Origin of the sequence: Rhodococcus sp. NPDC076796 (genome assembly GCF_040702765.1) — a bacterium.
Taxonomy (GTDB): domain Bacteria; phylum Actinomycetota; class Actinomycetes; order Mycobacteriales; family Mycobacteriaceae; genus Rhodococcoides.
In genome coordinates, this window is record NZ_JBFBMS010000003.1 from 326,659 (window position 1) to 347,785 (window position 21,127).

Here is a 21,127-nt window from a genome sequence, read left to right on the forward strand (position 1 = left end):
GGAACAATGACCGACCCGAACGCCGGCACCCCCACCACCCCCGAGGCTGCATCCTCGGATGCACCCGCCCAGACCCCCGGTGCCACCGCGCCCGGTGCGGCGAACCACGGCGGACCCAAGCCCGGAGGTGGACCCAAGCCGGGCGGTGGACCGAAGCCCGGTGGAGGACCCAGGCCAGGCGTCCCGGGTCCCGCCTCTCCTCGTCCCGGCGGTTCGGCCGGTGCCAAACCTCACCCGACCCCCTCCCACGTCCCCACCGCGATCCCGACGGTCACGCCGGCGAGCGACCCCAGCAAATTCGGCAGAGTCGACGACGACGGCACCGCGTGGGTGACCACCTCGGACGGCGAGCGACAGATCGGGTCCTGGCAGGCCGGAGACGCAGCGGAAGGGCTCGCTCATTTCGGTCGGCGCTACGACGATCTGGCCACCGAGGTCGGTCTGCTCGAAGCTCGATTGACCTCCGGTACGGGCGATGCCAAGAAGACCAAGGCCGCAGCGTCCGCGCTGTTGGAGAGCCTGCCGACTGCGGCAGTGATCGGCGACCTCGACCTGCTCGCCAGGCGGCTCGACGCGGTGGTCGAGCATTCGGATGCTGCCGCAGCGGTGGCCAAGCACGAGAAGGAGCTCGAACGGGCCGAACACACGGCACGTAAGGAAGCGCTCGCCGTCGAAGCCGAGCAGATCGGCAGCGAATCGACCCAGTGGAAGCACGCGGGAGACCGGCTACGAGAAATCCTCGACGAGTGGAAGACGATCCGCGGGGTCGACCGCAAGATCGACGATGCCTTGTGGAAGCGGTACTCCAAGGCACGGGAGAACTTCAACCGTCGCCGCGGCGCACACTTCGCCGATCTCGATCGTGAGCGCGGTGCGGCCAAGACCCGGAAGGAAGAACTCGTCGAACGGGCGAAAGCCTTGTCGTCGTCCACGGATTGGGGTCCCACCGCAGCCGCGTTCCGCGATCTGCTGGTGGAGTGGAAGGCGTCCGGTCGCGCCCCACGCGATGCCGACGACGCCCTCTGGAAGAACTTCAAGGCCGCACAGGACGTGTTCTTCGCCGCTCGCAACGCCGCGGCTTCCGAGCGCGATGCCGAGTTCGAGTCCAACGCCGAGGCCAAGGAAGCTCTGCTGGCAAAGACCCACATCGATCCGAGCAAGGACCTCGATGCGGCCCGTTCGGCACTGCGTGACCTGCAGGACAAGTGGGATGCCATCGGCAAGGTTCCGCGCGAGAAGATGGGCGAACTCGAAGGCAAATTGAGGGCGATCGAGAAGTCCGTCCACGACGCCGTGGAGTCGCAGTGGCGTCGTTCCGACCCCGAGGCCGTCGCCCGCGCCGCCCAGTTCCGCGAGCGGGTGGCTCAGTTCGAGGATCAGGCCGCGAAGGCGACCGCAGCAGGCAAGACCAAGGACGCCGAGCGGGCGCTCGCACAGGCGCAGCAGTGGCGCGAGTGGGCCGACGCAGCAGAGAGCGCCGTCGACGAGTTGTGATTCGCCGGCTCCACTCCTGACCCGGGGGCGGCCGATCGGACCTACGGGGCCGAACGGCCGTCCCACAGGCGCAGCTTCTGTTCGCCCGACGCGGCGGCGATGCGCCGCTGCTCCTGAGCTGCGAGCTGGGCGTTCGTCTTGTTCCACACGGCCTTGAGCCAGTGGAACGTCAATGCGATGACGGTGATCCACGCGATGATCAGGCCGATTCCCGGTCCGGCACCCTGCAGGTTGTCCGGCACGGTCTGCCGTGTCCAGATCGAGAGCATCCCGTACACCGAGGACACCGCACACCCTGCGAGGGCGGCCCAGGCCAGCGCCCATATCCGGGTGACGAGCGCGAGCACCGACATCACCACACCGAACGTCAGTACCAGCACGACGAAGACGCGCGACGGCAGGGCGATCGATTCGGCAACTGCGGCATCGCTGCCCGTGAGCACGTCGAACCCGCTGGCCGATCCGGTGTGCGGCAACGCGAACGTGACCAACAGGACCAGCACCAGCCCGGCCACGACCATGGCCCGCGCGCCCGGGTCCAGCTCGGTCATCACCGCCCTCTCCGTTCGACTCAGCTCCTCCGCTGATCGAGAGGGTACGACGCGATCGGGTCCGTCTGTGTCTGTCATGCGGTGCATCCTGTCTCTACCGGTAGCGGCGCCGGTGCGCCGATCGAGGGAAGTCCGAGGCCGACGCCGATCGGTGCCGTCTTCGGCATCACTCCACGTTCGTGGGCGTCTCCTGCAGCCGTACGGCGGTGGGTGAGCACGCCGGCATCGGCGATGAGGTGGTACGGGGCGGCCGCAGTGAGTGTGGTCGTGACGACGTCGCCCGGGCGGATCTCGCTCACGCGATCGGCGTCGACCGCGAAGTGCACCAGTCGGCCGTCCCTGGCTCGCCCGCTCATCCGATGGGTTGCCGCGTTCTTGCGACCTTCACCGGTGGCGACGAGCAGCTCGACCTCGGTACCGATCAAAGCCTGGTTGGCCGCGAGAACGATCTCCTCCTGCAGGGCGATCAATCGCAGGTACCGTTCCTGCACAACTTCTTTGGGCACCTGGTCGGGCATGTCGGCGGCGGGCGTTCCCGGCCGCTTGGAGTACTGGAAGGTGTAGGCGTTGGCGAACTTCGCCCGCCGCACCACGTCGAGCGTCTGCTCGAAGTCCTCTTCGGTCTCACCCGGAAAACCGACGATGATGTCGGTGGTGACAGCCGCGTGCGGCATGGCCTCACGGACCTTGTCGATGATGCCCATGAACTTGCTCTGCCGGTAGGACCTGCGCATCGCCTTGAGGATTCGATCCGATCCGGACTGCAGCGGCATGTGCAAGGTGGGACAGATGTTCGGGGTGGACGCCATCGCCTCGATGACGTCGTCGGTGAACTCGGCCGGGTGCGGGGACGTGAACCGCACACGCTCGAGGCCCTCGATCGAGCCGCATGCGGTCAACAGTGAAGCGAACGCGCCGCGGTCACGAGGCATGTCCGGATCGGCGAACGAAGCACCGTACGCATTGACGTTCTGGCCGAGTAACGTCACCTCGAGTACGCCCTGATCCACCAAAGCCTGTACCTCGGCGAGGATGTCCCCCGGCCTGCGGTCGATTTCCTTGCCGCGCAGGGCCGGGACGATGCAGAACGTGCAGGTGTTGTTGCAGCCCACCGAGATCGACACCCAGCCCGCGTATGCCGATTCGCGCTTCGCAGGCAGGGTCGACGGGAACGCCTCGAGGGACTCCAGGATCTCGACCTGTGCCTGTTCGTTGTGCCGGGCGCGCTCGAGCAATACCGGCAACGACCCGATGTTGTGGGTTCCGAAGACGACGTCGACCCACGGCGCCTTCTCTACGACGGTGTTGCGATCCTTCTGTGCCAGGCAACCGCCCACGGCGATCTGCATGTTGGGGTTCCGCGTCTTCGCGGGCCGCAACATACCCAGGTTGCCGTACAGCTTGTTGTCGGCGTTCTCGCGCACCGCGCACGTGTTGAACACGACCAGATCTGCGTCGGTGCCTGCGTCGGCAGGAACGTAGCCCGCTTCCTCGAGCAACCCGGACAACCGCTCCGAATCGTGGACGTTCATCTGACAACCGTGCGTACGCACTTCGTAGCTGCGGGGACTCGTCGCCGACCCGTCGGTGAACGGCACGGGCTCGGAAACCCCGTGTTCGGTCACGTCCACGGTCGGAAAAACACTCGTTTGCACCCCTCCAGGGTACGTCCATCGCACCGACCGGCACGCCGGGGTCGAGGGCCCCACCGGTGACTGTCCAGGGCCGATGCGGACCGTCAGTAAAGTTTCCATTACATAATCGAAGATGACGGGCGAAAACACCGGTCGGCGAGGAAACTACGCATAGGGTTTCGATCTATGACGCACGCCACCGACGCGCCGGCATCGACTCCCCCGCCGGGCGCACCTTCGATGATCTCGCTCAAATCCGTCGACAAACATTTCGGTGATCTGCACGTCCTCAAGGACATCAACCTGGAAGTGCCGGCCGGACAGGTCGTCATCGTCGTGGGTCCTTCCGGATCGGGCAAGTCGACCCTGTGCCGCACGATCAATCGGTTGGAGCCGATCGACTCCGGTGCCATCGAAGTCGACGGAGACCTGCTCCCCGCCGAGGGCAAGGCCCTGGCCGCACTGCGTGCCGACGTGGGCATGGTCTTCCAGTCGTTCAACCTGTTCGCGCACAAGACGATTCTGCAGAACGTCATGCTCGCGCCGATGAAGGTACGCAAGCAGAAGAAGGACGAGGCAGAGAAGAGCGCCCTGGCCCTTCTCGAGCGTGTGGGCATCGCCAACCAGGCGGACAAGTACCCCGCTCAGCTCTCCGGTGGTCAGCAGCAGCGCGTCGCCATCGCTCGCTCCCTGGCCATGAACCCGAAGGTGATGCTGTTCGACGAGCCCACCTCGGCCCTCGACCCCGAGATGGTCAACGAGGTACTCGACGTCATGACCTCGCTCGCGAAAGAGGGAATGACGATGCTCGTCGTCACCCACGAGATGGGCTTCGCCCGCAAGGCCGGCGACCGCGTCATCTTCATGGCCGACGGCGCCGTCGTCGAGGACACCGATCCGGAGACCTTCTTCAAATCTCCCAAGTCCGAACGAGCCAAGGACTTCCTCGGCAAGATCCTCGGCCACTGACCCGCTTCACCGTTCATTCCGTTCGCCCCACCCGATCCCTAAGGACATTCATAGTGAGAATCACCCGCCCGATCCGCCTCGGAGTTGCACTTGCCGCCCTGTCCATCGTTGCGACCGCCTGCGGCGGCGGCGAGGAGGCACGCTCTATCTCGACCAGTGCCGAATCCGGCAACCTCATCGTCGGCATCAAGTTCGATCAGCCCGGCCTGGGGCTACGCAATCCCGACGGAACGTTCAGCGGATTCGACGTCGAGGTGGCCAAGTACGTCGCCGGCCAGCTCGGAGTCGACGAGGCCAACATCGAGTTCAAGGAGTCCCCCTCGGCCCAGCGGGAGACCCTGATCGAAAACGGTGAGGTCGACTACATCGTCGCCACCTACTCGATCACCGATACGCGCAAGGAAAAGGTCGGCTTCGCCGGACCGTACTTCGTGGCGGGCCAGTCGCTGCTGGTGAGCCAGGACAACACCGACATCACCGGACCTGCTTCCCTCGAGGGCAAGCGTCTGTGCTCGGTCTCCGGATCCACCCCGGCACAGAACATCGCCGATGAATACCCCGGAGTGCAGCTTCAGAACTACGACACGTATTCGGCATGTGTCGAGGCCCTCAACAACGGTTCGATCGATGCGGTCACCACCGATGACATCATCCTCGCCGGCTACGCCGCCCAGTTCCCAGGCCAGCTCAAGGTCGTTGGCGAACCGTTCACCACGGAAAACTACGGCATCGGCCTGAGCAAGGACGACACCGAGGGACGCAACCAGATCAACGACGCCATCGAAGAGATGATTTCCAGCGGTGCCTGGGAACAGGCCTTCAACGACACTGTCGGCGCATCGGGCTACCCCCTGCCCGAGGCACCCACCGTCGATCGCTACTGATTCCCAGGAGGTCGCTGAGTTCTGCTGCTTCGAGACAGCGGAGCTCAGCGACCCGAATTTTCTCTGAGCCGTAAGGACCTGAGGCACCTTGAACCTTCTGAGCAAGTACGGCAGTCAGCTCATCGACGTGTTCATCACGACGATTCAGCTGACGGTGCTATCGGCGATCGGTGCGCTGATCATCGGCACGGTTGTAGCCGCCATGCGCGTCTCTCCGATACCGATCGCGCGCGCGATCGCCACCGTGTACGTCACAATCTTCCGAAACACGCCCCTGACGTTGATCATCCTGTTCACATCGTTCGGCCTGTTTCAAACCCTGGGTGTCTCGTTGGCCTCGCAGTCGTCGCCGACTGGGCTGGTGGACAACAACTTCCGGCTCGCTGTTCTGGGCTTGAGCGTGTACACGGCGTCGTTCGTCGCCGAGTCACTGCGATCGGGCATCAATACGGTACCGGTCGGTCAGGCCGAAGCGGGCCGCTCACTCGGCATGACGTTCACGCAGAATGTGAGCATTGTCGTTCTGCCGCAGGCGTTCCGGGCCGTGATCGGACCGCTGGGCAGCGTTCTGATCGCACTTACGAAGAACACGACCATCGCATCGGTCATCGGCGTCGTCGAGGCCTCGTTCCTGATGAAGGAGATGATCGAGAACGAGGCCGCGATCTTCGTAGTCGGCGGAATCTTCGCGCTCGGCTTCATGATCCTGACGCTCCCGACCGGGTTGCTGTTCGGCTACATCAGCAAGCGATTGGCGGTGTCATGATGAGTGATGCAGTAGCAGTTCTCTACGACGTTCCGGGGCCGAAAGCGGTTCTGCGATACCGAATTCTGTCCGGCATAGTTGCCGTCATCTCTCTCGGAATCGCGTTTCTCATCTACCGGGCACTCGACTCCAAGGGGCAGTTGACCGCAGAGAAGTGGGATCCGTTCCTCGAATCGACCACGTGGACTACCTATCTGTTGCCCGGCATTCAGGGCACGCTGGTGGCGGCGGCCCTGTCGATCGTGTTCGCCCTGGTTCTCGGTGCCGCCCTCGGTATCGGACGGTTGTCCGATCACCGAGTGGTTCGCGGGATCAGCGGCGCATTCGTCGAGGTGTTCCGCGCCGTTCCGGTGCTGATCCTGATGATCTTCCTGTACGCCGTCTACGCCGACTACGAGGTCTTCAAGGTCAAGTACCTGGCCTTGGCTGCAGTGGTCACGGGCCTCACGCTGTACAACGGTTCGGTCATCGCCGAGATCGTGCGTGCCGGTGTCAATTCGTTGCCCAAGGGCCAGCGGGAAGCAGCATCGGCTCTCGGAATGCGCAAGAGCCAGGTCATGTTGCTGGTTCTGCTCCCCCAGGCCGTCACCGCGATGTTGCCTGCGATCATCTCGCAGATGGTGGTGGCGCTGAAGGACTCGGCGTTGGGCTACGTCATCGGTTACGTCGAAGTGGTGCGATCGGGTCAACAGGTCGGCGCGTTCTATAGCAACTACCTGCCGTCCTTGGTGATCGTCGCCGTCATCATGATCATCATCAACTCTGCGTTGACCAAGCTGGCCACCGTAGTCGAGCGACGTCTGCGATCTCGCAAGCGCAAACCGGATACAACCGGTCCAGTGCCGGCTCTCGACGGAGGTCAGGCAGCCTGACCTCGCGTCGGCCGCAACTGAGATAGCCCCCGACAAGTAAGGCCCGCAACACCGATGGTGTTGCGGGCCTTACTGTTTCTCGACGGCACCGGCTCGAGGTGGACGATCACATCGAGTCGGGGCCGTCGAAGTCATCGGTGTCGGCTCCTGCGCGGTCGAGTTGCTCTTTGACCACCGCAAAAGCCATCGATTGGGAGTAGCCACGGCGTGCGAGCATGCCGACCAGTTTGCGCACTACCTTGTCTCGTTCGGCGCGAGCGTCGGGTCCACTCGGATCGGGCAACTGCAGTGTGCGAAACCGCTTGCGTACCAACTCGGCTGCGCGCTGACGCTCGTCGTCGGCATCGATCGTATCCAGCGCGTGCACAGCGAGTTCGTTGCTGACTCCCTTGTTGCGGAGCTCCATGCTCAGCGCACGTTTGCCCTTGCCGGAGTATTTGTGCCGGGATTGCACCCACTGCTGCGCGAACGATTCGTCGTCGACCAGTTTGGCCTTCTCGAGCCGGTCGAGAACAGCGTTCGCGATCTCGGTAGTGAAACCCTTCTTGGCCAGGCTGGCTTCGAGTTCGTGCCTGCTGCGCGCTCGGTCGGTCAGCAGCCGAAGGCAGACATCTTTCGCCTGCGCCTCGGTGCCGCCGCCTTCGTCTCGCTGCTGCACAGCGACGACAGGTTAGAAGTCGACCGGAGCAGCTGCGGGCTCTTCTGCGGTGACGTCCGCGCCGATCTGCAGCTTCTCCATGATCTTCTTCTCGATCTCGTCCCGCACGTCCGGGTTCTCGAGCATGAACTTGCGGGCGTTCTCCTTGCCCTGGCCGAGCTGGTCCCCTTCGTAGGTGAACCACGAACCCGACTTACGGATGAAGCCGTGCTCGACGCCCATGTCGATCAACGAGCCTTCGCGGCTGATGCCCTTGCCGTAGATGATGTCGAACTCGGCCTGCTTGAACGGCGGCGCAACCTTGTTCTTGACCACCTTGACACGGGTGCGGTTACCGATGGCGTCGGTTCCGTCCTTCAGGGTCTCGATGCGGCGGATGTCGAGGCGAACCGAGGCGTAGAACTTCAATGCCTTACCACCGGTGGTGGTTTCGGGAGAGCCGAACATGACGCCGATCTTCTCGCGCAGCTGGTTGATGAAGATGACGGTGGTACCGGAGTTGCTCATGGCACCGGTGATCTTGCGCAGGGCCTGGCTCATCAGGCGGGCCTGCAGACCCACGTGACTGTCGCCCATCTCGCCCTCGATCTCGGCGCGCGGTACCAGTGCCGCCACCGAGTCGATCACGAGGATGTCGAGAGCACCCGAACGGATCAGCATGTCGGCGATCTCGAGAGCCTGCTCACCGGTATCGGGCTGCGACACCAGCAGTGCATCGGTGTCGACACCGAGCTTCTTCGCGTAGTCCGGATCCAGAGCGTGCTCGGCGTCGATGAAGGCGGCGATGCCGCCGGCGCGCTGAGCACTGGCCACCGCGTGAAGGGCAACGGTGGTCTTACCCGAGGATTCCGGACCGTAGACCTCGATGACACGTCCACGCGGCAACCCTCCGATGCCGAGTGCCACATCGAGCGCGATCGATCCCGTGGGGATGACGGCAATGGGCTGGCGGACCTCGTCACCGAGGCGCATCACCGAACCCTTGCCGAAGTTCTTGTCGATCTGCGCGAGTGCGAGATCGAGTGCTTTGTCGCGATCGTATGCAGCCATCGTGAGCTCCCTGTGTCGTGTCGTTCAGCTGTGTCGTGTCGATCAGCTTTGTCGTCGGTAACGCTAGATCGGGGTACCGACAAGAAGTTTCTCGAAACCGCCCGGCAACCGTTGACACAAGCATAGGGGAACACGTGTTCGAGTCAACTACCGCAGCAATCGACACGCCGAGAGGATCGAAAGGTCCCCGGGAGCTACCAGCGTTCTCTCGGCACATCGAACTCGTAACAGATCGATCGCCACACTTCCCGTGGATCCACGCCGTCCTCGATCGCCTGCGCTCCGGTTCGGCCTATACCGGACAGCACATGATCGGTCAGCAGGGAATCGCCACGAACGGAGCCGAACTCCTCGGTGAGCAGTTCACGAAATTCGGTCAGACGCACAACGACAACCCTAACGCCCGCGCGGCGGAGTGCTACGGGCGAGCACCCGATGACAGACGGACACCGGATCCTCGACGGATTGCGCCCCGTCCGCCGCCGACTCCGCTGCTCGAGCGTAGCGCGGATCGGACAGCACTGTGGCCACCGCGTCGGCGATCGAGGCCGGCGTAGCGGGTCGTACGATGACGGCACTCCCCTGCCGGGCGGCGCGGTTCGCCAGCTCCCATTGATCACCACCGCCGGGGACGGTCACCACCGGAACGCCGTGGATGAGCGCCTTGGCCAGCATGCCGTGGCCACCGCCGCACACCACCACATCGGCATGTCGCAGAAGTTCGTCCTGGCGGCCCAGTCCTGCGTTCGCCCAGTTCGGGAGTACGTCGGGGCCTCCGTCGAGAACGGACGCCACGACCCGAACGCCCTTGCCGTCCAACCCTTTCAGCGCCATCTCGAGCATTCCCTCCGCGCCGGTGAACGCTGTCGACGGCGCGACCATCACCAGCGGTGACGAGCCGTCGGGAGCATCGAGCAGGTCGTCCGTCGGTTCCCACAGGAGCGGGCCGACCACGTGAGCGTCCTGCGGCCAGTCGGGACGGTGCACCTCGAGCGCGGGAATGGTGGCGACGAGCCGAGCAGCCGGGCCCGGATCCTCGGCAGGCAGCCCGATACTCGTCCGTGCACGGGACCGCTGAGCTCTCCCCTGAGCGATCGAGCGTGCCGTCAACGCGCGCATCAGGGTATCGCGCAGCCTGCCGCGAACCCCGGTGCCCGGAGCCAAGCCACTTCCGATGGGAGGCAACCCTTTCGAGGGCGAATACAGTGGATGGGGCGAGAGCTCCACCCAGGGGATACCGAGCCGCTCCGCGGCCATACCGCCGCCTGCGGTCAGGATGTCGGATACAACGAGATCGACGTTCTCCCGCTCGAGGTCGGGTAGCAACTCGGTCGAGACGAACGCCGCCCGTGAGTGGATGCGTTGTCCGGCATCGAGATCGTCGTCCTCCGGCCGCGGTGCAAGGCCACCCAATGGAAGCGCCCGCAGCCCCGCGGCATGCGCGTCGGGCACCCACCGACTACCGGTGAACAGGATCGGTTCGTCGCCGGCCGCGCGGAAGAGCAGAGACAGCGCGATTGCCGGAAAGGCATGCCCCGGATCGGGCCCGGCCACCACTGCTACTCGCACGAACCCAGCGTGCCACACTCGAGGCGTACCGCTCGACGTGTGCCGAGATCAGGCAATCGGTCCGGATCGCGATCGACGTAGCCTCGTTCACGCACTCTCGGGCCGGAGGTAGCTGTCGACTGCATACGCCATCTGGCGCGTCACCTCGGTACCGGAGACGCGCTCGGAGACCATCTCCGCGGACTGCACCGCAGACTGCACCATCAGTAGCACCAGCGTGGCCAGAGTGGTGGGGTCCCCCGCCCGAATCGAGGAATCACGTTGTCCGGCAACGACCAGAGAAGACAGTGCGTCGATGATCAACGACTGACTTGTTCCGAGTCGATGCAGAATGTAGGTGGCCAGCACGTCGGAATCGGAACGCAGAATTTTCACGAACAGCGGATGGAGTCGAATGCGGTCGGCCACTTCGCCCACCGCAGTCACGATCTGATCGCGAGCCGACGCGGTGGCGTCGAAAGTCGGAATCAGGGCACCGATCTCACGTGTGAGCAGGCTCGACACCACTGCTCGCGTGTCGGCCCATCTCCGGTACACGGTGGGCCTGCTGACCTTGGCACGACGCGCGATCTCGGCCAAGGTCGTGCGCTTGACTCCGTGTTCGAGGATGCAGGACCGGGCCGCGTCGAGAACGGTGTCCTCGACCGATTTCTCGGGAGTACCGGTTGGGGAGGGCGACTGCGGGGGCTCGGACGAGACAGGACTCGACACCGGCTGCTCGATCACGTGCCACCCTTCGCAATTCGGACAAAAGGACTGTATTTCCAGCGATAACAGTCTCTTTCGTTACAGTACCTCACGGTTACACGCACATTGGGCCCGGAAATCACCGGTAACACTCGTACGCAATGTACGCCGGAGGCATCCGGCGATGAATCGTCTCGGTCACCACCACGGCAATCGTCAACCCTGGCAAGCTGATCGATGTGATCGACGAATCGTTGCGACCGTGACCCGTTCGGTGACGGTGTTGACCAATCCGATGGCCGGAGGTGGGCGCGCAGGGCACGCCGGACGGCGCGCCGTGGCGCGCCTGAGGGAGCGAGAACTTCACGTCACGGCCATCGAAGGCCGCACACCAGGAGATGCGCTGACATTGCTCGAGAAGGCCGTCGGCAGCGGTACGGACGCCGTGGTCGCCGTCGGCGGCGACGGGCTCGTCAATCTCGTCGTTCAAGTGCTCGCCGGCACCGACGTTCCGATGGGCCTCATCCCGGCCGGCACCGGCAACGATCTGGCCCGGACTCTGGGCCTGCCTCGCGACGATGCTGCCCATGCAGCCGACATCGTCGCCGACAACGTCACGCGCGCAATCGATCTCGGACGGATCGGCGAGCGCTGGTTCGCCACCGTCCTGTCCAGTGGTTTCGACTCTCTGGTCACCGAGAGGGCCAAGCGACTGCGTTGGCCACGTGGACCTCTCCGGTACAACGCGGCCATGATGCTACAGCTGGCATCACTGGAAAAGCTTCCGTACGTCATCGAACTGGACGATGCCGAACTTCGCCTCGACGCCACCTTGGTCGCGGTCGGAAACGGCAGGAGCTACGGAGGCGGCATGGTCGTGTGCCCTGCCGCGCGGGTGGACGACGGCCTGCTCGATGTCACCGTGGTTCGCGCGGTGAGTCGGACGCGACTGCTCGGACTGTCGCCGACTCTCTATCGGGGAACACACATCGACTTGCCGGAGGTCGACACCTACACCTCGACTCAGGTCACGCTTCGGTGCGACGGAATCGTCGCCTATGCGGACGGGGAGCGTGTCGCAGAACTACCTGTTACCGCACGTTGCGTGCCGCGGGCACTTCGAGTGTTCGTCGATCAGGGTTCAGCGTCTCGTGGGTGACCGGTACCGTCGCGTCAGAACTTCAGCGACGACCGATCGTCGTTCGACGAGATCGCCTTGTACAGCCACACCAGTCCCAACACGATCGCGCCGGCCACCACGAGCCAGAAGACACCCTTGATGATGGTGCCCAGAAGCGCGAGCGCAATCCAGATCAGAACGATGAATCCCAGTACTTTCCAGAACATGATTGCTCCTACCGTGTCGCCGCGCACCGTGTCGTATCGCGTACTTCGATACTGTCACCAGGGCGCGACGAACACATCGGGGTGAACCCTGAATTGTCTCAGCGGTGCCGCGACCGGATCTGGTCGATCTCGGTGAGCGCCTCGGCCCATCCCTGCAGTCGATCCGTCGCCGACAGCAGCTCGCGTCGATGCGATTCCACGACCGTCGTCGACGCCGATCCGGCCGGTCCGGTCATCCGCGCGGCCGCTGCGACGAGCTGCTCGTACTGATCGACCCCGGTAGCGAGTTCGGCTGCAGCCGAAGCTATTCCGTTGCGCAGGTGTTCGCGGGTCACAGCGCTCGCCGCCCCCGCACGTTCCAGAGCGGCGATGTCGACGGCGACTCCTTCGAGACCTCGGGCTGCATCGGAGGTCACCGCGATCATCTCCTCGACGTCGTCGGCACCGATCGTCTCGGACCTCGCCAGGATCCCCAGCAGCTCGAACAGACTCTGCTCGGCACCGGCCAGTCGGGTCATCGATTCGTATGCGGCAGATCCGCGCTGCGGCGACACGCGCTTGGTCGGTAGGCCCACGGGGACCGGTTGAGCCCGAAGACGCCGCAACCGCGTCACCGCGAATGCCGCCGGGACGGCCATGAGGGCAGCACCACCGCCGCCCACGAACAGAGTCCACTCCGGTGCCGACAACACCGCCATCCCCGCAGTTCCCACCGCTGTCGTCGTGGACGCGGCTCCGAACCTGATTCCGCGTCGCCTGGCGCGGCGAATCTTCTTCAGATGCTTGACGCGGGGGTCTTTCCGACGTCCGGCGGCGTCGAGGATCGAGGTACCGACACTACGAGCGGACTCCGCCAGAGACCTGACCACTGCACCGGACTCGGTGACGGCCGCGGTCACGGACTCTCGATCGAGCGAAACGGCCGGTCGCTTACGCGACCGGCCGGATTCGTGATCTCTTCTACCCATGTCGACGCTGCTGTCGGACGACCGAGGTGTTCGTCAGGTCGATCTACGCCTGAGCCGGGGGCTCGGGCGTCGCGTCCGGGGACTTGGCGATCGAGGGCTTCGCCGCGGCATTGCCGGACGGCAGCGAGTCGCCTGCCATCGATGCGCGGATCTGCTCCAGGCGACTGTGGCCCGCCATCTGCACGGATGCCTGCTGGACCTCCATCATGCGACCGGAGACCGTGTTCTGCGCCAGCTCCGCCGATCCCAGGGCATCTGCGTAGCGACGTTCGATCTTGTCGCGCACAGCGTCGAGGCTCGGGGTGTTGCCGGGCGCGGACAGGGTGCTGTCCATCGACCGAAGGGATTCGCTGACCTTCTCCTGCATCTTCGCCTGCTCGAGCTGGCTGAGCAGCTTCGTGCGTTCTGCGACCTTCGACTGCAGAGCCATGGCGTTCTGCTCGACGGCCTTCTTGGCCTGGGTGGCCGCCTGCAGGGACTGGTCGTGCAGGACCTTGAGGTCCTCGACACTCTGCTCGGCGGTCACCAGCTGCGCGGCGAATGCCTCGGCTGCGTTCGTGTACTGCGTGGCCTTCTCGATGTCACCTGCGGTGGCGGCCTGATCGGCCAGCGTCACCGCTTGCCGAGCGTTCGCGTTGAGCTTCTCGACCTCGTCCAGCTGCCGGCTGAGCTTCATTTCGAGCTGGCGCTGATTACCGATGACGGACGCGGCCTGCTGGGACAGTGCCTGATGCTGCCGCTGCGCGTCTTCGATCGCCTGCTGAATCTGAACTTTGGGGTCGGCCTTCTCGTCGATCTTGGAATTGAAGAGCGCCATCATGTACTTCCAGGCTTTGACGAAAGGATTAGCCATGGGGTGGTCCTGCCTCCATCTGTTGCGCCGCGGTGGCCGCGTACGGGTCGGCTGCTCTCGCAGTGACCGAAATGAACCTGTCCGTGCTGTGAAAGTCGGGTGCGTGGTCTGGGTCAGGAGTGGAACTGGGTACTTTTCCGATCTTAGGCGGCGGCGAGAGCTCTGGCAGCAGGTGCCGGAATCACGACGCGAGTATCGCCGTCGATGCGGGTGGCGACCGCCGCCTCGTCGAGCCGCGCGGCGGCGGTCGAGGCGTCGGACAGTGTCACACTGACATCGCTCATGACGTCCGAGAGCGGGACGGCGAGGGCGTCGCAGATCGCGGCGAGGAGTTCGCTCGACGCCTCTTTGCGACCGCGCTCCACCTCGGAGAGGTATCCGAGGCTGACGCGTGCGGTGTTCGAGACTTCACGCAGGGTTCGGCTCTGTGCGACGCGAGTACGCCGCAAACTGTCGCCGAGTGCTTCACGCAATAGCAGCGCCATCTCGCTCCTCCTCGTTGGTGTTCGTGCCGACGACTGTGCCGTCGAGACGACAACGTTCATATCTCGTTCGTCCGGAGCCGTCACGATGTTCAACGTCCCAGCCGGTCCGATTGGTTCCCGACCCTATATGCCCGTTCACTCCAACACGCGCCGAAGCTGCTCCGACACGGCTGCCAAGACTGTATCTCGCCGAATGGTTCGCCTGCTCGCCCGCGCACAACTCGGCCGTCGTCGAGGTCACGTCGGATCGATTCACGTCGAGGACACGCCTCGGCGCAGGCGAACGGCCTGCACCACGTAGTCCAGGCCGGTGTACACGGTGAGTAGTACCGCCAGCGCCATCAGAGCAACCGCGAACGGGTCGACGACGCTCGGCAGCGGGCACAGGTACACCCCTATTGCGAACGTCTGCACCAGAGTCTTCACCTTGCCGCCGCGGCCTGCGGGGATGACGCCGTGGCGAATGACGGCGAACCGCACAGCGGTGATGCCGATTTCCCGCACCCCGATGATCACGGTCACCCACCACGACAGGTCGCCCAACATCGACAGCCCCACCAGCGCGGCACCGATCAGTGCCTTGTCCGCGATGGGGTCGGCCATCTTCCCGAAATCGGTGACGAGACCGTATTTGCGGGCCAACTGGCCGTCGATCCGGTCGGTGATGGCAGCAGCAGCGAAGATCGCGGTTGCCGCCAGCCGCCAGGTCGTGTCCTGGCCGTCGCCGACGAACAGCGCTGCGAGAAAGACCGGAACCAGTGCGATCCGGAGCACCGTGAGGACGTTCGCGATATTGAGCAGGGGCACTTCGTCCGGCCCACCGGCGACAGCGTTGCTGTGGGGCAGCCCCGACGTGCGCGCAGAATCTCCTGTGCCGGACGCGCGGTTGCCCGGAATCTCGCCACTGGAAGGAACGCCGTGATCGGGCGTGACCGGCCCACTCATCGGCGAACCCAGGAGCCGTCGACGACGTACCGGTCGGTGTGTCGGCTTTTGCGCAGCACCGATCCGCTGAGACGGGGACACAGCTCACGAAGCGACACACGAAAAGTTTATCGGTTGAAGTACTGACTACTGTTCACCCCATGACTTCTGGGCCGAATCGGGCGAGTCGCGGCATCGCAGACCCCGAATCCGACGTGCATTCCGACATCGCGGACCGTCGCTCCGCGAACGACGGCACCCTCGTCGTGCGTCGAGCCAGGACCTCCGACATCCCCGAGATCAAGCGTTTGATCGACATCTACGCAGGACGCATTCTGCTCGAGAAGAACCTCGTCACCCTGTACGAGGCGGTGCAGGAGTTCTGGATCGCCGAGCGTGACGGCGAGATCATCGGCTGCGGTGCGCTGCACGTGCTGTGGGCCGATCTGGGCGAGGTTCGCACGGTCGCCGTCGATCCCGCCGCGAAGGGGCACGGAGCAGGCCACCTGATCGTCGCCAAACTGATCGAGGTCGCTCGCGATCTGGCGCTGCAGAAGGTGTTCGTGCTGACCTTCGAGGTGGACTTCTTCTCCCGACACGGGTTTGCCGAGATCGACGGAACCCCGGTGACGGCCGAGGTCTACGCGGAGATGTGCCGGTCGTACGACACCGGCGTGGCGGAGTTCCTGGACCTGAGTTACGTCAAACCGAACACTCTGGGCAACACGCGGATGCTGCTCTCGCTCTGACAGAATTCCGGTATCACCCCACGAATCCGGAAGAGAGCTCCATGCCACTGATCGCCGTCAGCTACACCTACTCGCCCGCCACCACGGAAGGACGCGACACCCACCGCGCGGCACACCGTGCCTGGCTGGCCGACCTACTCGACCGGAAGACCCTCGTGTCGAGCGGGCCGTACGCCGACGGCAGCGGCGCACTGCTGCTGGTGGAAGGTCCCGATGCCGCCACCGTCGAAACGCTGTTCGCGCAGGATCCGTTCGCGGTGCAAAACCTGATCGAGACGGCGACGTTCCACGAGTGGACGCCCGTCATGGGCACTTTCACGTCCTGATCGGCCCGCTCACCCGGTTCGCGTGAATGGACCATTGCACCGCCGAGACGGCTGCAGTGGTTCATTCACGCGAACGAGGACCGTCAGAACTCGTCCGACGCGGGCTGCTCGTCCGGGTCGCCGCCCTTGATCGACCACAGCAGACCGTCGAGCTCGTCCGGTTTGACGAGCACCTCGCGGGCCTTCGATCCCTCGCTCGGGCCGACGACTCCGCGGTTTTCCATCAGGTCCATCAATCGCCCGGCCTTGGCGAAGCCGACTCGAAGCTTGCGTTGCAGCATCGACGTCGAACCGAACTGACTCGTCACGACCAGCTCGACCGCCTGCAACAGCACGTCGAGGTCATCGCCGATGTCGGGGTCGACGTCCTTCTTGTCCGAGACCTTCGCTGCGGTGACGGTGTCGTTGTACTCGGGCTCGGCCTGGTTCTTGGCGAAGTCGACGACGGCAGCAATTTCCTCGTCGGTGATGAACGCACCCTGCAGACGCGTCGGCTTGCCTGCACCCATCGGTAGGAAGAGCGCGTCGCCCATACCGATCAACTTCTCGGCACCCGGCTGATCCAGGATGACGCGGGAGTCGGTCAGGGACGAGGTGGCGAAGGCAAGACGCGACGGCACGTTCGTCTTGATCAGACCGGTGACGACGTCGACCGAGGGACGCTGGGTGGCGAGCACCAGGTGGATTCCTGCCGCGCGCGCCTTCTGGGTGATCCGCACGATCGCTTCCTCGACGTCGCGGGGAGCGGTCATCATGAGATCGGCCAGCTCGTCGACGATCGCGAGGATGTACGGGTACGGCCGATAGACACGTTCGCTGCCCAGGGGTGCGGTGATCTCGCCGGAACGCACCTTCTTGTTGAAGTCGTCGATGTGGCGGACCTTGTTGATCTGCATGTCCTGGTAGCGCTGCTCCATCTCCTCGACGAGCCACGCCAGTGCCGCGGCAGCCTTCTTGGGCTGCGTGATGATCGGGGTGATGAGGTGCGGAATGCCCTCGTAGGGCGTCAGCTCCACCATCTTCGGGTCGATCAGGATCATCCGAACCTCGTCCGGCGTCGCCCGAGCGAGCAGCGAGACGAGCATCGAGTTCACGAAGCTCGACTTACCGGAACCGGTGGAGCCGGCCACCAGCAGGTGAGGCATCTTCGCGAGGTTCGCGCTGACGAAGTCGCCCTCGATGTCCTTGCCCAACCCGATCACCAACGGGTGGTGATCCTTGCGCGTCGACGGCGCAGTGAGCACGTCCGCCAGGCGGACCATCTCACGATCGGAGTTGGGCACCTCGATCCCGACCGCTGACTTGCCCGGGATCGGCGCGAGCAGGCGCACGTTGTCGGTGGCGACGGCGTAGGCGATGTTGCGTGCGAGTGCGGTGATCTTCTCGACCTTGACGCCGGGGCCCAGCTCCACCTCGTAGCGGGTGACCGTGGGCCCGCGGGTGAAACCGGTGACCGCGGCATCGATCTTGAACTGTTCGAGTACCTCGGAGATCGCCTCGATCATGGCGTCGTTGGCCTGGCTGCGGGTCTTGGGCGGATCCCCGTCGATCAGTAGCGACAGCGACGGAAGCGTGTAATCCCCATCGACGACGCGATCGACGACGATCTTGTCGTCCTCGGCTGCCTGCTTCGGTTCGGCTGCCTTGACGATCGGCTTGGGCTTCGGCCGCGGGGGTGCGGCCGGCTCGGGGGCAGGTGCGGGGGCAGCCGCTGCAGGGGCGATGACCTCGGTGGCGGCCTCGGGCGGCGGGGACTTGCGTGCGCGTGGCGGCTTGGCGACCGGGATGTATTCCTCGGTCGGGTAGTTGTCGTACGGGTCCGCGCCGCCGTGGACCGGGTAACCGTCGGCGTCGAAGTTGCTGTCGTAGTCGCCGTAGCCCTCGTCACCGAACTCGGAGCCGAAGTCGGCCGGGTCGTACTCGTCGTATTCGTCGCCGCGACTGTCGGTGCCGAACAGCGCACGCATCCGATCGGGTACGTCGCGCACGGTGGTACCGGTGAGCAGCAGTACCCCGAACAGACCGGCGAGCAGCAGCAACGGCACGGCCAGCCACACCGTGAGGCCGTCGGCGATGGGCCCACCCGCCACGTATCCGACGAAGCCTGCGCCCTCGGATCGGCCGGCGGCGTCGGTCGGTGAACCGGCGGCCATGTGCCACAGTCCGAGGATCGGCAGCCCGAGCAGGATCGAGCCGAGGACCAGTCGAGGCCGTACCTCGGGATGGGGTTCGGAGCGCATCAGTACCACGGCGATTGCGACTCCGAGCACGGGCGCGACGTAACCGGCTTCGCCGATGACGGCGCGAATGCCCACCTCGATCCATTCGCCGACCGGTCCCCCGGCGCTCAACCACACACTCGCGGCCACGACCACACTGACAGCGATCAGGCCGAGGGCGATCCCGTCCCGGCGGTGGCCGTGCTCGATGTCGGCGGCCTTGCTCACCGTCCGGGTCGTGGCACCGACACCGCGTGCCGCCATCGACCAGGTGGACGCAATGCCCCGCCCGATCGCGTCGAGGGCACCGCGTGACTTCTTCTTCGCCGCAGGTCGCCGAGCCGTCGACGAGCCCCTGGTGGGGGCCTTGCCGCGCGAGGATGCGTTCGCGCGGGACGTCGCCGGGTTGCGCGGCGCGGTGGGCTTCTTCGGCGTGGTGACGGTGCGCGCGGTACGGCCGCCACCGGATTTACGGGCGGTGCCGGACGCACGCGAGGAGCCGGATCCGCTGGATCCGGCCCTGGCGGTGGAGGTGCTGGTCTTTCCTGCCATGCCCCCAGGCTAGTCGCAACAGCCCCGTCGAAACCATCCGCAACACCAGTAACAGCGGAGGTGAATGTGTCAGAAGCTCAGATCGAGCGCCTTCACGGCAGCGACATCGTCTGCCGAACCCTCGTACAGCACCTCGATCTGATCACGTCCGAACGCGTAGAGCAGCAGTTCCGACGGCTCCCCCACCACGGTCACGCCGGGGCCCGACCCGCCCTTGAACGTGGCATGTCGGCCATCGGGAGTGCGCACGTGGACCGGCACGGGTGAGGAGCGGTGACCGCCCCGACCCACCAGACGAACCTGCGGCCAGAGCCGGGTCTCCACCGCGGTGGGTAACGCTCGCCGAGTCCAACTCTCGCCTGCCCGGCGCAGGTCCTCGTGATGAACGAACATCTCACCGAGGTTGATCAACGGATCCAGCAGTGCGAACGGCGACCACATGGGCGGTCCGGTCCGTACGTCTTCCACCACGGTCGCGAACGGCTTGTTCGCCACGGATCGCTGGACCCGCTCCGTGTACCCCGCGAGCGGAGAGAGAAATATGCCCGGCGACGCGTCCAGGCGTCGCTCCCGGACGACGAGGTGCGCCGCCAGATCGGCTGCTGTCCACTCACCGCACAGCGTCGGCGCATCGGGACCCACGTCGAGAAGGGTCTGGACCAGTTGAGAACGTTCATCCTGGGCAAGGCTCACGGAGTCCACGGTACGTCCCGAGCGAACCGACGGCATCCCGCCGGCCTCACACTCCCCGATGTTCGATGCAACCGACCCGTCGGTAGCCTCCCAACAGTGCCGGTATCGGAAATTCTCGTCATCCTGCTCGCCGGACTCGGAGCCGGAGCGATCAACGCCGTCGTCGGTTCCGGGACGCTGATCACGTTTCCGACCTTGGTCGCATTCGGCTATCCCCCGGTGGTCGCCACCATGTCCAATGCCGTGGGACTGGTCGCGGGAAGCGTGTCGGGCACGTGGGGCTATCGCCGGGAACTGCGCGGGCAGTGGCATCGCCTGCGGTGGCAATTGCCCGCCTCGTTCTTCGGAGCGCTCGGTGGTGCCTGGCTGCTGCTGCATCTGCCCGAAACCGTGTTCGCCGCAGTGGTTCCGGTGTTGCTCATCGGCGCGCTGATTCTCGTTGTCGCACAACCGCGAATTCAGGCCTGGGCCAAGCGACGATCGGAAGCCGCGGGCAAGGCCGCGAACCACATCAGCCGTACCCGGATGGCACTGGTCACCGGCGGCACCCTGCTGGTCGGCATCTACGGCGGCTATTTCACTGCCGCACAGGGCATTCTGCTCATCGGGGTGATGGGGGCACTGCTCCCCGAAACCATGCAGCGGATGAACGCAGCCAAGAATCTGTTGTCGCTGGTCGTCAATGTCGTTGCAGCAGTGACGTACACGATCTTTCGATTCGACGACATCAGCTGGCAGGCCGCCGGACTGATCGCGGTCGGCTCCCTGATCGGTGGAGCGGTCGGAGCGCGCTACGGCCGCCGGCTCTCGCCGGCGGCCCTGCGTGGTGCCATCGTCGTTCTCGGTCTGATCGGACTCTGGCGACTGCTCGTCTGAA

At 64.9% G+C, this 21,127-nt stretch carries 23 protein-coding genes; 9 read left to right on the top strand and 14 right to left on the bottom strand.

Annotated elements, in window-relative coordinates; translation table 11 throughout:
* The first annotated feature begins 6 nt into the window (after nucleotides 1–6).
* A complete protein-coding gene (locus tag AB0366_RS11720; protein WP_366244082.1) occupies nucleotides 7–1,494 on the top strand; it encodes a DUF349 domain-containing protein in 1,488 nt (495 codons plus the stop codon).
* Between the two features lie 41 nt (nucleotides 1,495–1,535).
* Here the strand turns inward: AB0366_RS11720 and AB0366_RS11725 are convergent, their stop codons facing one another.
* Both AB0366_RS11725 and miaB read right to left on the bottom strand, forming a co-directional pair.
* Nucleotides 1,536–2,123: a hypothetical protein gene (locus AB0366_RS11725; RefSeq protein WP_366244083.1), complete on the bottom strand. Its 588-nt coding sequence runs from the start codon at nucleotides 2,121–2,123 to the stop codon at nucleotides 1,536–1,538.
* Nucleotides 2,120–3,643, bottom strand: coding sequence for a tRNA (N6-isopentenyl adenosine(37)-C2)-methylthiotransferase MiaB (gene miaB, locus AB0366_RS11730; RefSeq protein WP_366244416.1), 1,524 nt, complete (start codon nucleotides 3,641–3,643; stop codon nucleotides 2,120–2,122). Before miaB ends, AB0366_RS11725 begins: the two co-directional genes overlap by 4 nt.
* A gap of 276 nt (nucleotides 3,644–3,919) precedes the next feature.
* Between miaB and AB0366_RS11735 the strand changes: the two genes are divergently transcribed.
* The 4 genes from AB0366_RS11735 (at nucleotide 3,920) to AB0366_RS11750 (ending at nucleotide 7,170) form a co-directional block, all read left to right on the top strand.
* Complete coding sequence (locus AB0366_RS11735; protein WP_170944851.1) at nucleotides 3,920–4,648, top strand: amino acid ABC transporter ATP-binding protein; 729 nt, start codon at nucleotides 3,920–3,922, stop codon at nucleotides 4,646–4,648.
* A gap of 53 nt (nucleotides 4,649–4,701) precedes the next feature.
* On the top strand, nucleotides 4,702–5,532 hold the full coding sequence (locus tag AB0366_RS11740; RefSeq protein ID WP_314144024.1) for a glutamate ABC transporter substrate-binding protein: 831 nt from the start codon (nucleotides 4,702–4,704) through the stop codon (nucleotides 5,530–5,532).
* A gap of 88 nt (nucleotides 5,533–5,620) precedes the next feature.
* Nucleotides 5,621–6,298 (top strand): amino acid ABC transporter permease, encoded by a 678-nt coding sequence (locus AB0366_RS11745; protein ID WP_366244084.1) that lies wholly within the window; start codon nucleotides 5,621–5,623, stop codon nucleotides 6,296–6,298.
* Nucleotides 6,298–7,170 (top strand): amino acid ABC transporter permease, encoded by an 873-nt coding sequence (locus AB0366_RS11750; protein WP_366244085.1) that lies wholly within the window; start codon nucleotides 6,298–6,300, stop codon nucleotides 7,168–7,170. The genes AB0366_RS11745 and AB0366_RS11750 overlap by 1 nt, the downstream gene beginning before the upstream one ends.
* Before the next feature lie 106 nt (nucleotides 7,171–7,276).
* On the opposite strand, the gene AB0366_RS11755 is transcribed toward AB0366_RS11750, so the two are convergent.
* The 5 genes from AB0366_RS11755 to AB0366_RS11775 form a co-directional block, all read right to left on the bottom strand.
* Nucleotides 7,277–7,828: a regulatory protein RecX gene (locus AB0366_RS11755; protein WP_366244087.1), complete on the bottom strand. Its 552-nt coding sequence runs from the start codon at nucleotides 7,826–7,828 to the stop codon at nucleotides 7,277–7,279.
* 12 nt (nucleotides 7,829–7,840) lie between these two features.
* Complete coding sequence (recA, locus tag AB0366_RS11760) at nucleotides 7,841–8,878, bottom strand: recombinase RecA (RefSeq protein ID WP_008716921.1); 1,038 nt, start codon at nucleotides 8,876–8,878, stop codon at nucleotides 7,841–7,843.
* Between the two features lie 194 nt (nucleotides 8,879–9,072).
* The gene (locus AB0366_RS11765) at nucleotides 9,073–9,264 is read right to left on the bottom strand and encodes a DUF3046 domain-containing protein (RefSeq protein ID WP_032397886.1); all 192 of its coding nucleotides are present in this window, start codon (nucleotides 9,262–9,264) and stop codon (nucleotides 9,073–9,075) included.
* A 10-nt stretch (nucleotides 9,265–9,274) separates the two neighbouring features.
* Nucleotides 9,275–10,447: a nucleotide disphospho-sugar-binding domain-containing protein gene (locus tag AB0366_RS11770; protein ID WP_366244088.1), complete on the bottom strand. Its 1,173-nt coding sequence runs from the start codon at nucleotides 10,445–10,447 to the stop codon at nucleotides 9,275–9,277.
* A gap of 87 nt (nucleotides 10,448–10,534) precedes the next feature.
* Nucleotides 10,535–11,173: a helix-turn-helix domain-containing protein gene (locus AB0366_RS11775; RefSeq protein WP_366244089.1), complete on the bottom strand. Its 639-nt coding sequence runs from the start codon at nucleotides 11,171–11,173 to the stop codon at nucleotides 10,535–10,537.
* 223 nt (nucleotides 11,174–11,396) lie between these two features.
* Between AB0366_RS11775 and AB0366_RS11780 the strand changes: the two genes are divergently transcribed.
* On the top strand, nucleotides 11,397–12,293 hold the full coding sequence (locus AB0366_RS11780) for a diacylglycerol kinase (protein ID WP_366244091.1): 897 nt from the start codon (nucleotides 11,397–11,399) through the stop codon (nucleotides 12,291–12,293).
* Between the two features lie 14 nt (nucleotides 12,294–12,307).
* On the opposite strand, the gene AB0366_RS11785 is transcribed toward AB0366_RS11780, so the two are convergent.
* From AB0366_RS11785 to pgsA, 5 genes are all read right to left on the bottom strand, one after another.
* Nucleotides 12,308–12,481, bottom strand: coding sequence for a hypothetical protein (locus AB0366_RS11785; RefSeq protein ID WP_037190120.1), 174 nt, complete (start codon nucleotides 12,479–12,481; stop codon nucleotides 12,308–12,310).
* A 98-nt stretch (nucleotides 12,482–12,579) separates the two neighbouring features.
* Nucleotides 12,580–13,449, bottom strand: coding sequence for a hypothetical protein (locus AB0366_RS11790; RefSeq protein ID WP_366244093.1), 870 nt, complete (start codon nucleotides 13,447–13,449; stop codon nucleotides 12,580–12,582).
* A 43-nt stretch (nucleotides 13,450–13,492) separates the two neighbouring features.
* Nucleotides 13,493–14,302, bottom strand: coding sequence for a PspA/IM30 family protein (locus tag AB0366_RS11795; protein ID WP_094615295.1), 810 nt, complete (start codon nucleotides 14,300–14,302; stop codon nucleotides 13,493–13,495).
* Nucleotides 14,303–14,445: 143 nt separating this feature from the next.
* The gene (locus AB0366_RS11800; protein WP_032397883.1) at nucleotides 14,446–14,787 is read right to left on the bottom strand and encodes a helix-turn-helix transcriptional regulator; all 342 of its coding nucleotides are present in this window, start codon (nucleotides 14,785–14,787) and stop codon (nucleotides 14,446–14,448) included.
* A gap of 252 nt (nucleotides 14,788–15,039) precedes the next feature.
* Entirely contained in the window at nucleotides 15,040–15,732 is a 693-nt protein-coding gene (pgsA, locus tag AB0366_RS11805; protein WP_366244094.1) for a CDP-diacylglycerol--glycerol-3-phosphate 3-phosphatidyltransferase, read from the bottom strand.
* 140 nt (nucleotides 15,733–15,872) lie between these two features.
* Between pgsA and AB0366_RS11810 the strand changes: the two genes are divergently transcribed.
* Together AB0366_RS11810 and AB0366_RS11815 are read left to right on the top strand one after the other, a co-directional pair.
* Complete coding sequence (locus tag AB0366_RS11810) at nucleotides 15,873–16,460, top strand: amino-acid N-acetyltransferase (RefSeq protein WP_366244095.1); 588 nt, start codon at nucleotides 15,873–15,875, stop codon at nucleotides 16,458–16,460.
* Between the two features lie 41 nt (nucleotides 16,461–16,501).
* The gene (locus tag AB0366_RS11815) at nucleotides 16,502–16,786 is read left to right on the top strand and encodes a YciI family protein (protein WP_366244096.1); all 285 of its coding nucleotides are present in this window, start codon (nucleotides 16,502–16,504) and stop codon (nucleotides 16,784–16,786) included.
* Nucleotides 16,787–16,869: 83 nt separating this feature from the next.
* Here the strand turns inward: AB0366_RS11815 and AB0366_RS11820 are convergent, their stop codons facing one another.
* Together AB0366_RS11820 and AB0366_RS11825 are read right to left on the bottom strand one after the other, a co-directional pair.
* Nucleotides 16,870–19,557, bottom strand: a complete 2,688-nt coding sequence (locus AB0366_RS11820) for a DNA translocase FtsK (protein ID WP_366244097.1) — start codon at nucleotides 19,555–19,557, stop codon at nucleotides 16,870–16,872.
* A gap of 69 nt (nucleotides 19,558–19,626) precedes the next feature.
* Nucleotides 19,627–20,250 (bottom strand): TIGR03085 family metal-binding protein, encoded by a 624-nt coding sequence (locus AB0366_RS11825; RefSeq protein ID WP_366244098.1) that lies wholly within the window; start codon nucleotides 20,248–20,250, stop codon nucleotides 19,627–19,629.
* A gap of 96 nt (nucleotides 20,251–20,346) precedes the next feature.
* Here AB0366_RS11825 and AB0366_RS11830 point away from each other — a divergent pair, with 96 nt between their 5' ends.
* Nucleotides 20,347–21,126, top strand: a complete 780-nt coding sequence (locus AB0366_RS11830) for a sulfite exporter TauE/SafE family protein (RefSeq protein ID WP_037189530.1) — start codon at nucleotides 20,347–20,349, stop codon at nucleotides 21,124–21,126.
* The last annotated feature ends 1 nt before the right edge of the window (nucleotide 21,127 follow it).

Coding starts and splice junctions, on each gene's coding strand:
- AB0366_RS11720 (WP_366244082.1), top strand. CDS start 7: ATGACCGACCCGAACGCCGGCACCCCCACCACCCCCGAGGCTGCATCC.
- AB0366_RS11725 (WP_366244083.1), bottom strand. CDS start 2,123: ATGACAGACACAGACGGACCCGATCGCGTCGTACCCTCTCGATCAGCG.
- AB0366_RS11735 (WP_170944851.1), top strand. CDS start 3,920: ATGATCTCGCTCAAATCCGTCGACAAACATTTCGGTGATCTGCACGTC.
- AB0366_RS11750 (WP_366244085.1), top strand. CDS start 6,298: ATGAGTGATGCAGTAGCAGTTCTCTACGACGTTCCGGGGCCGAAAGCG.
- recA (WP_008716921.1), bottom strand. CDS start 8,878: ATGGCTGCATACGATCGCGACAAAGCACTCGATCTCGCACTCGCGCAG.
- AB0366_RS11785 (WP_037190120.1), bottom strand. CDS start 12,481: ATGTTCTGGAAAGTACTGGGATTCATCGTTCTGATCTGGATTGCGCTC.
- AB0366_RS11790 (WP_366244093.1), bottom strand. CDS start 13,449: ATGGGTAGAAGAGATCACGAATCCGGCCGGTCGCGTAAGCGACCGGCC.
- AB0366_RS11795 (WP_094615295.1), bottom strand. CDS start 14,302: ATGGCTAATCCTTTCGTCAAAGCCTGGAAGTACATGATGGCGCTCTTC.
- AB0366_RS11800 (WP_032397883.1), bottom strand. CDS start 14,787: ATGGCGCTGCTATTGCGTGAAGCACTCGGCGACAGTTTGCGGCGTACT.
- pgsA (WP_366244094.1), bottom strand. CDS start 15,732: ATGAGTGGGCCGGTCACGCCCGATCACGGCGTTCCTTCCAGTGGCGAG.
- AB0366_RS11810 (WP_366244095.1), top strand. CDS start 15,873: ATGACTTCTGGGCCGAATCGGGCGAGTCGCGGCATCGCAGACCCCGAA.
- AB0366_RS11815 (WP_366244096.1), top strand. CDS start 16,502: ATGCCACTGATCGCCGTCAGCTACACCTACTCGCCCGCCACCACGGAA.
- AB0366_RS11820 (WP_366244097.1), bottom strand. CDS start 19,557: ATGGCAGGAAAGACCAGCACCTCCACCGCCAGGGCCGGATCCAGCGGA.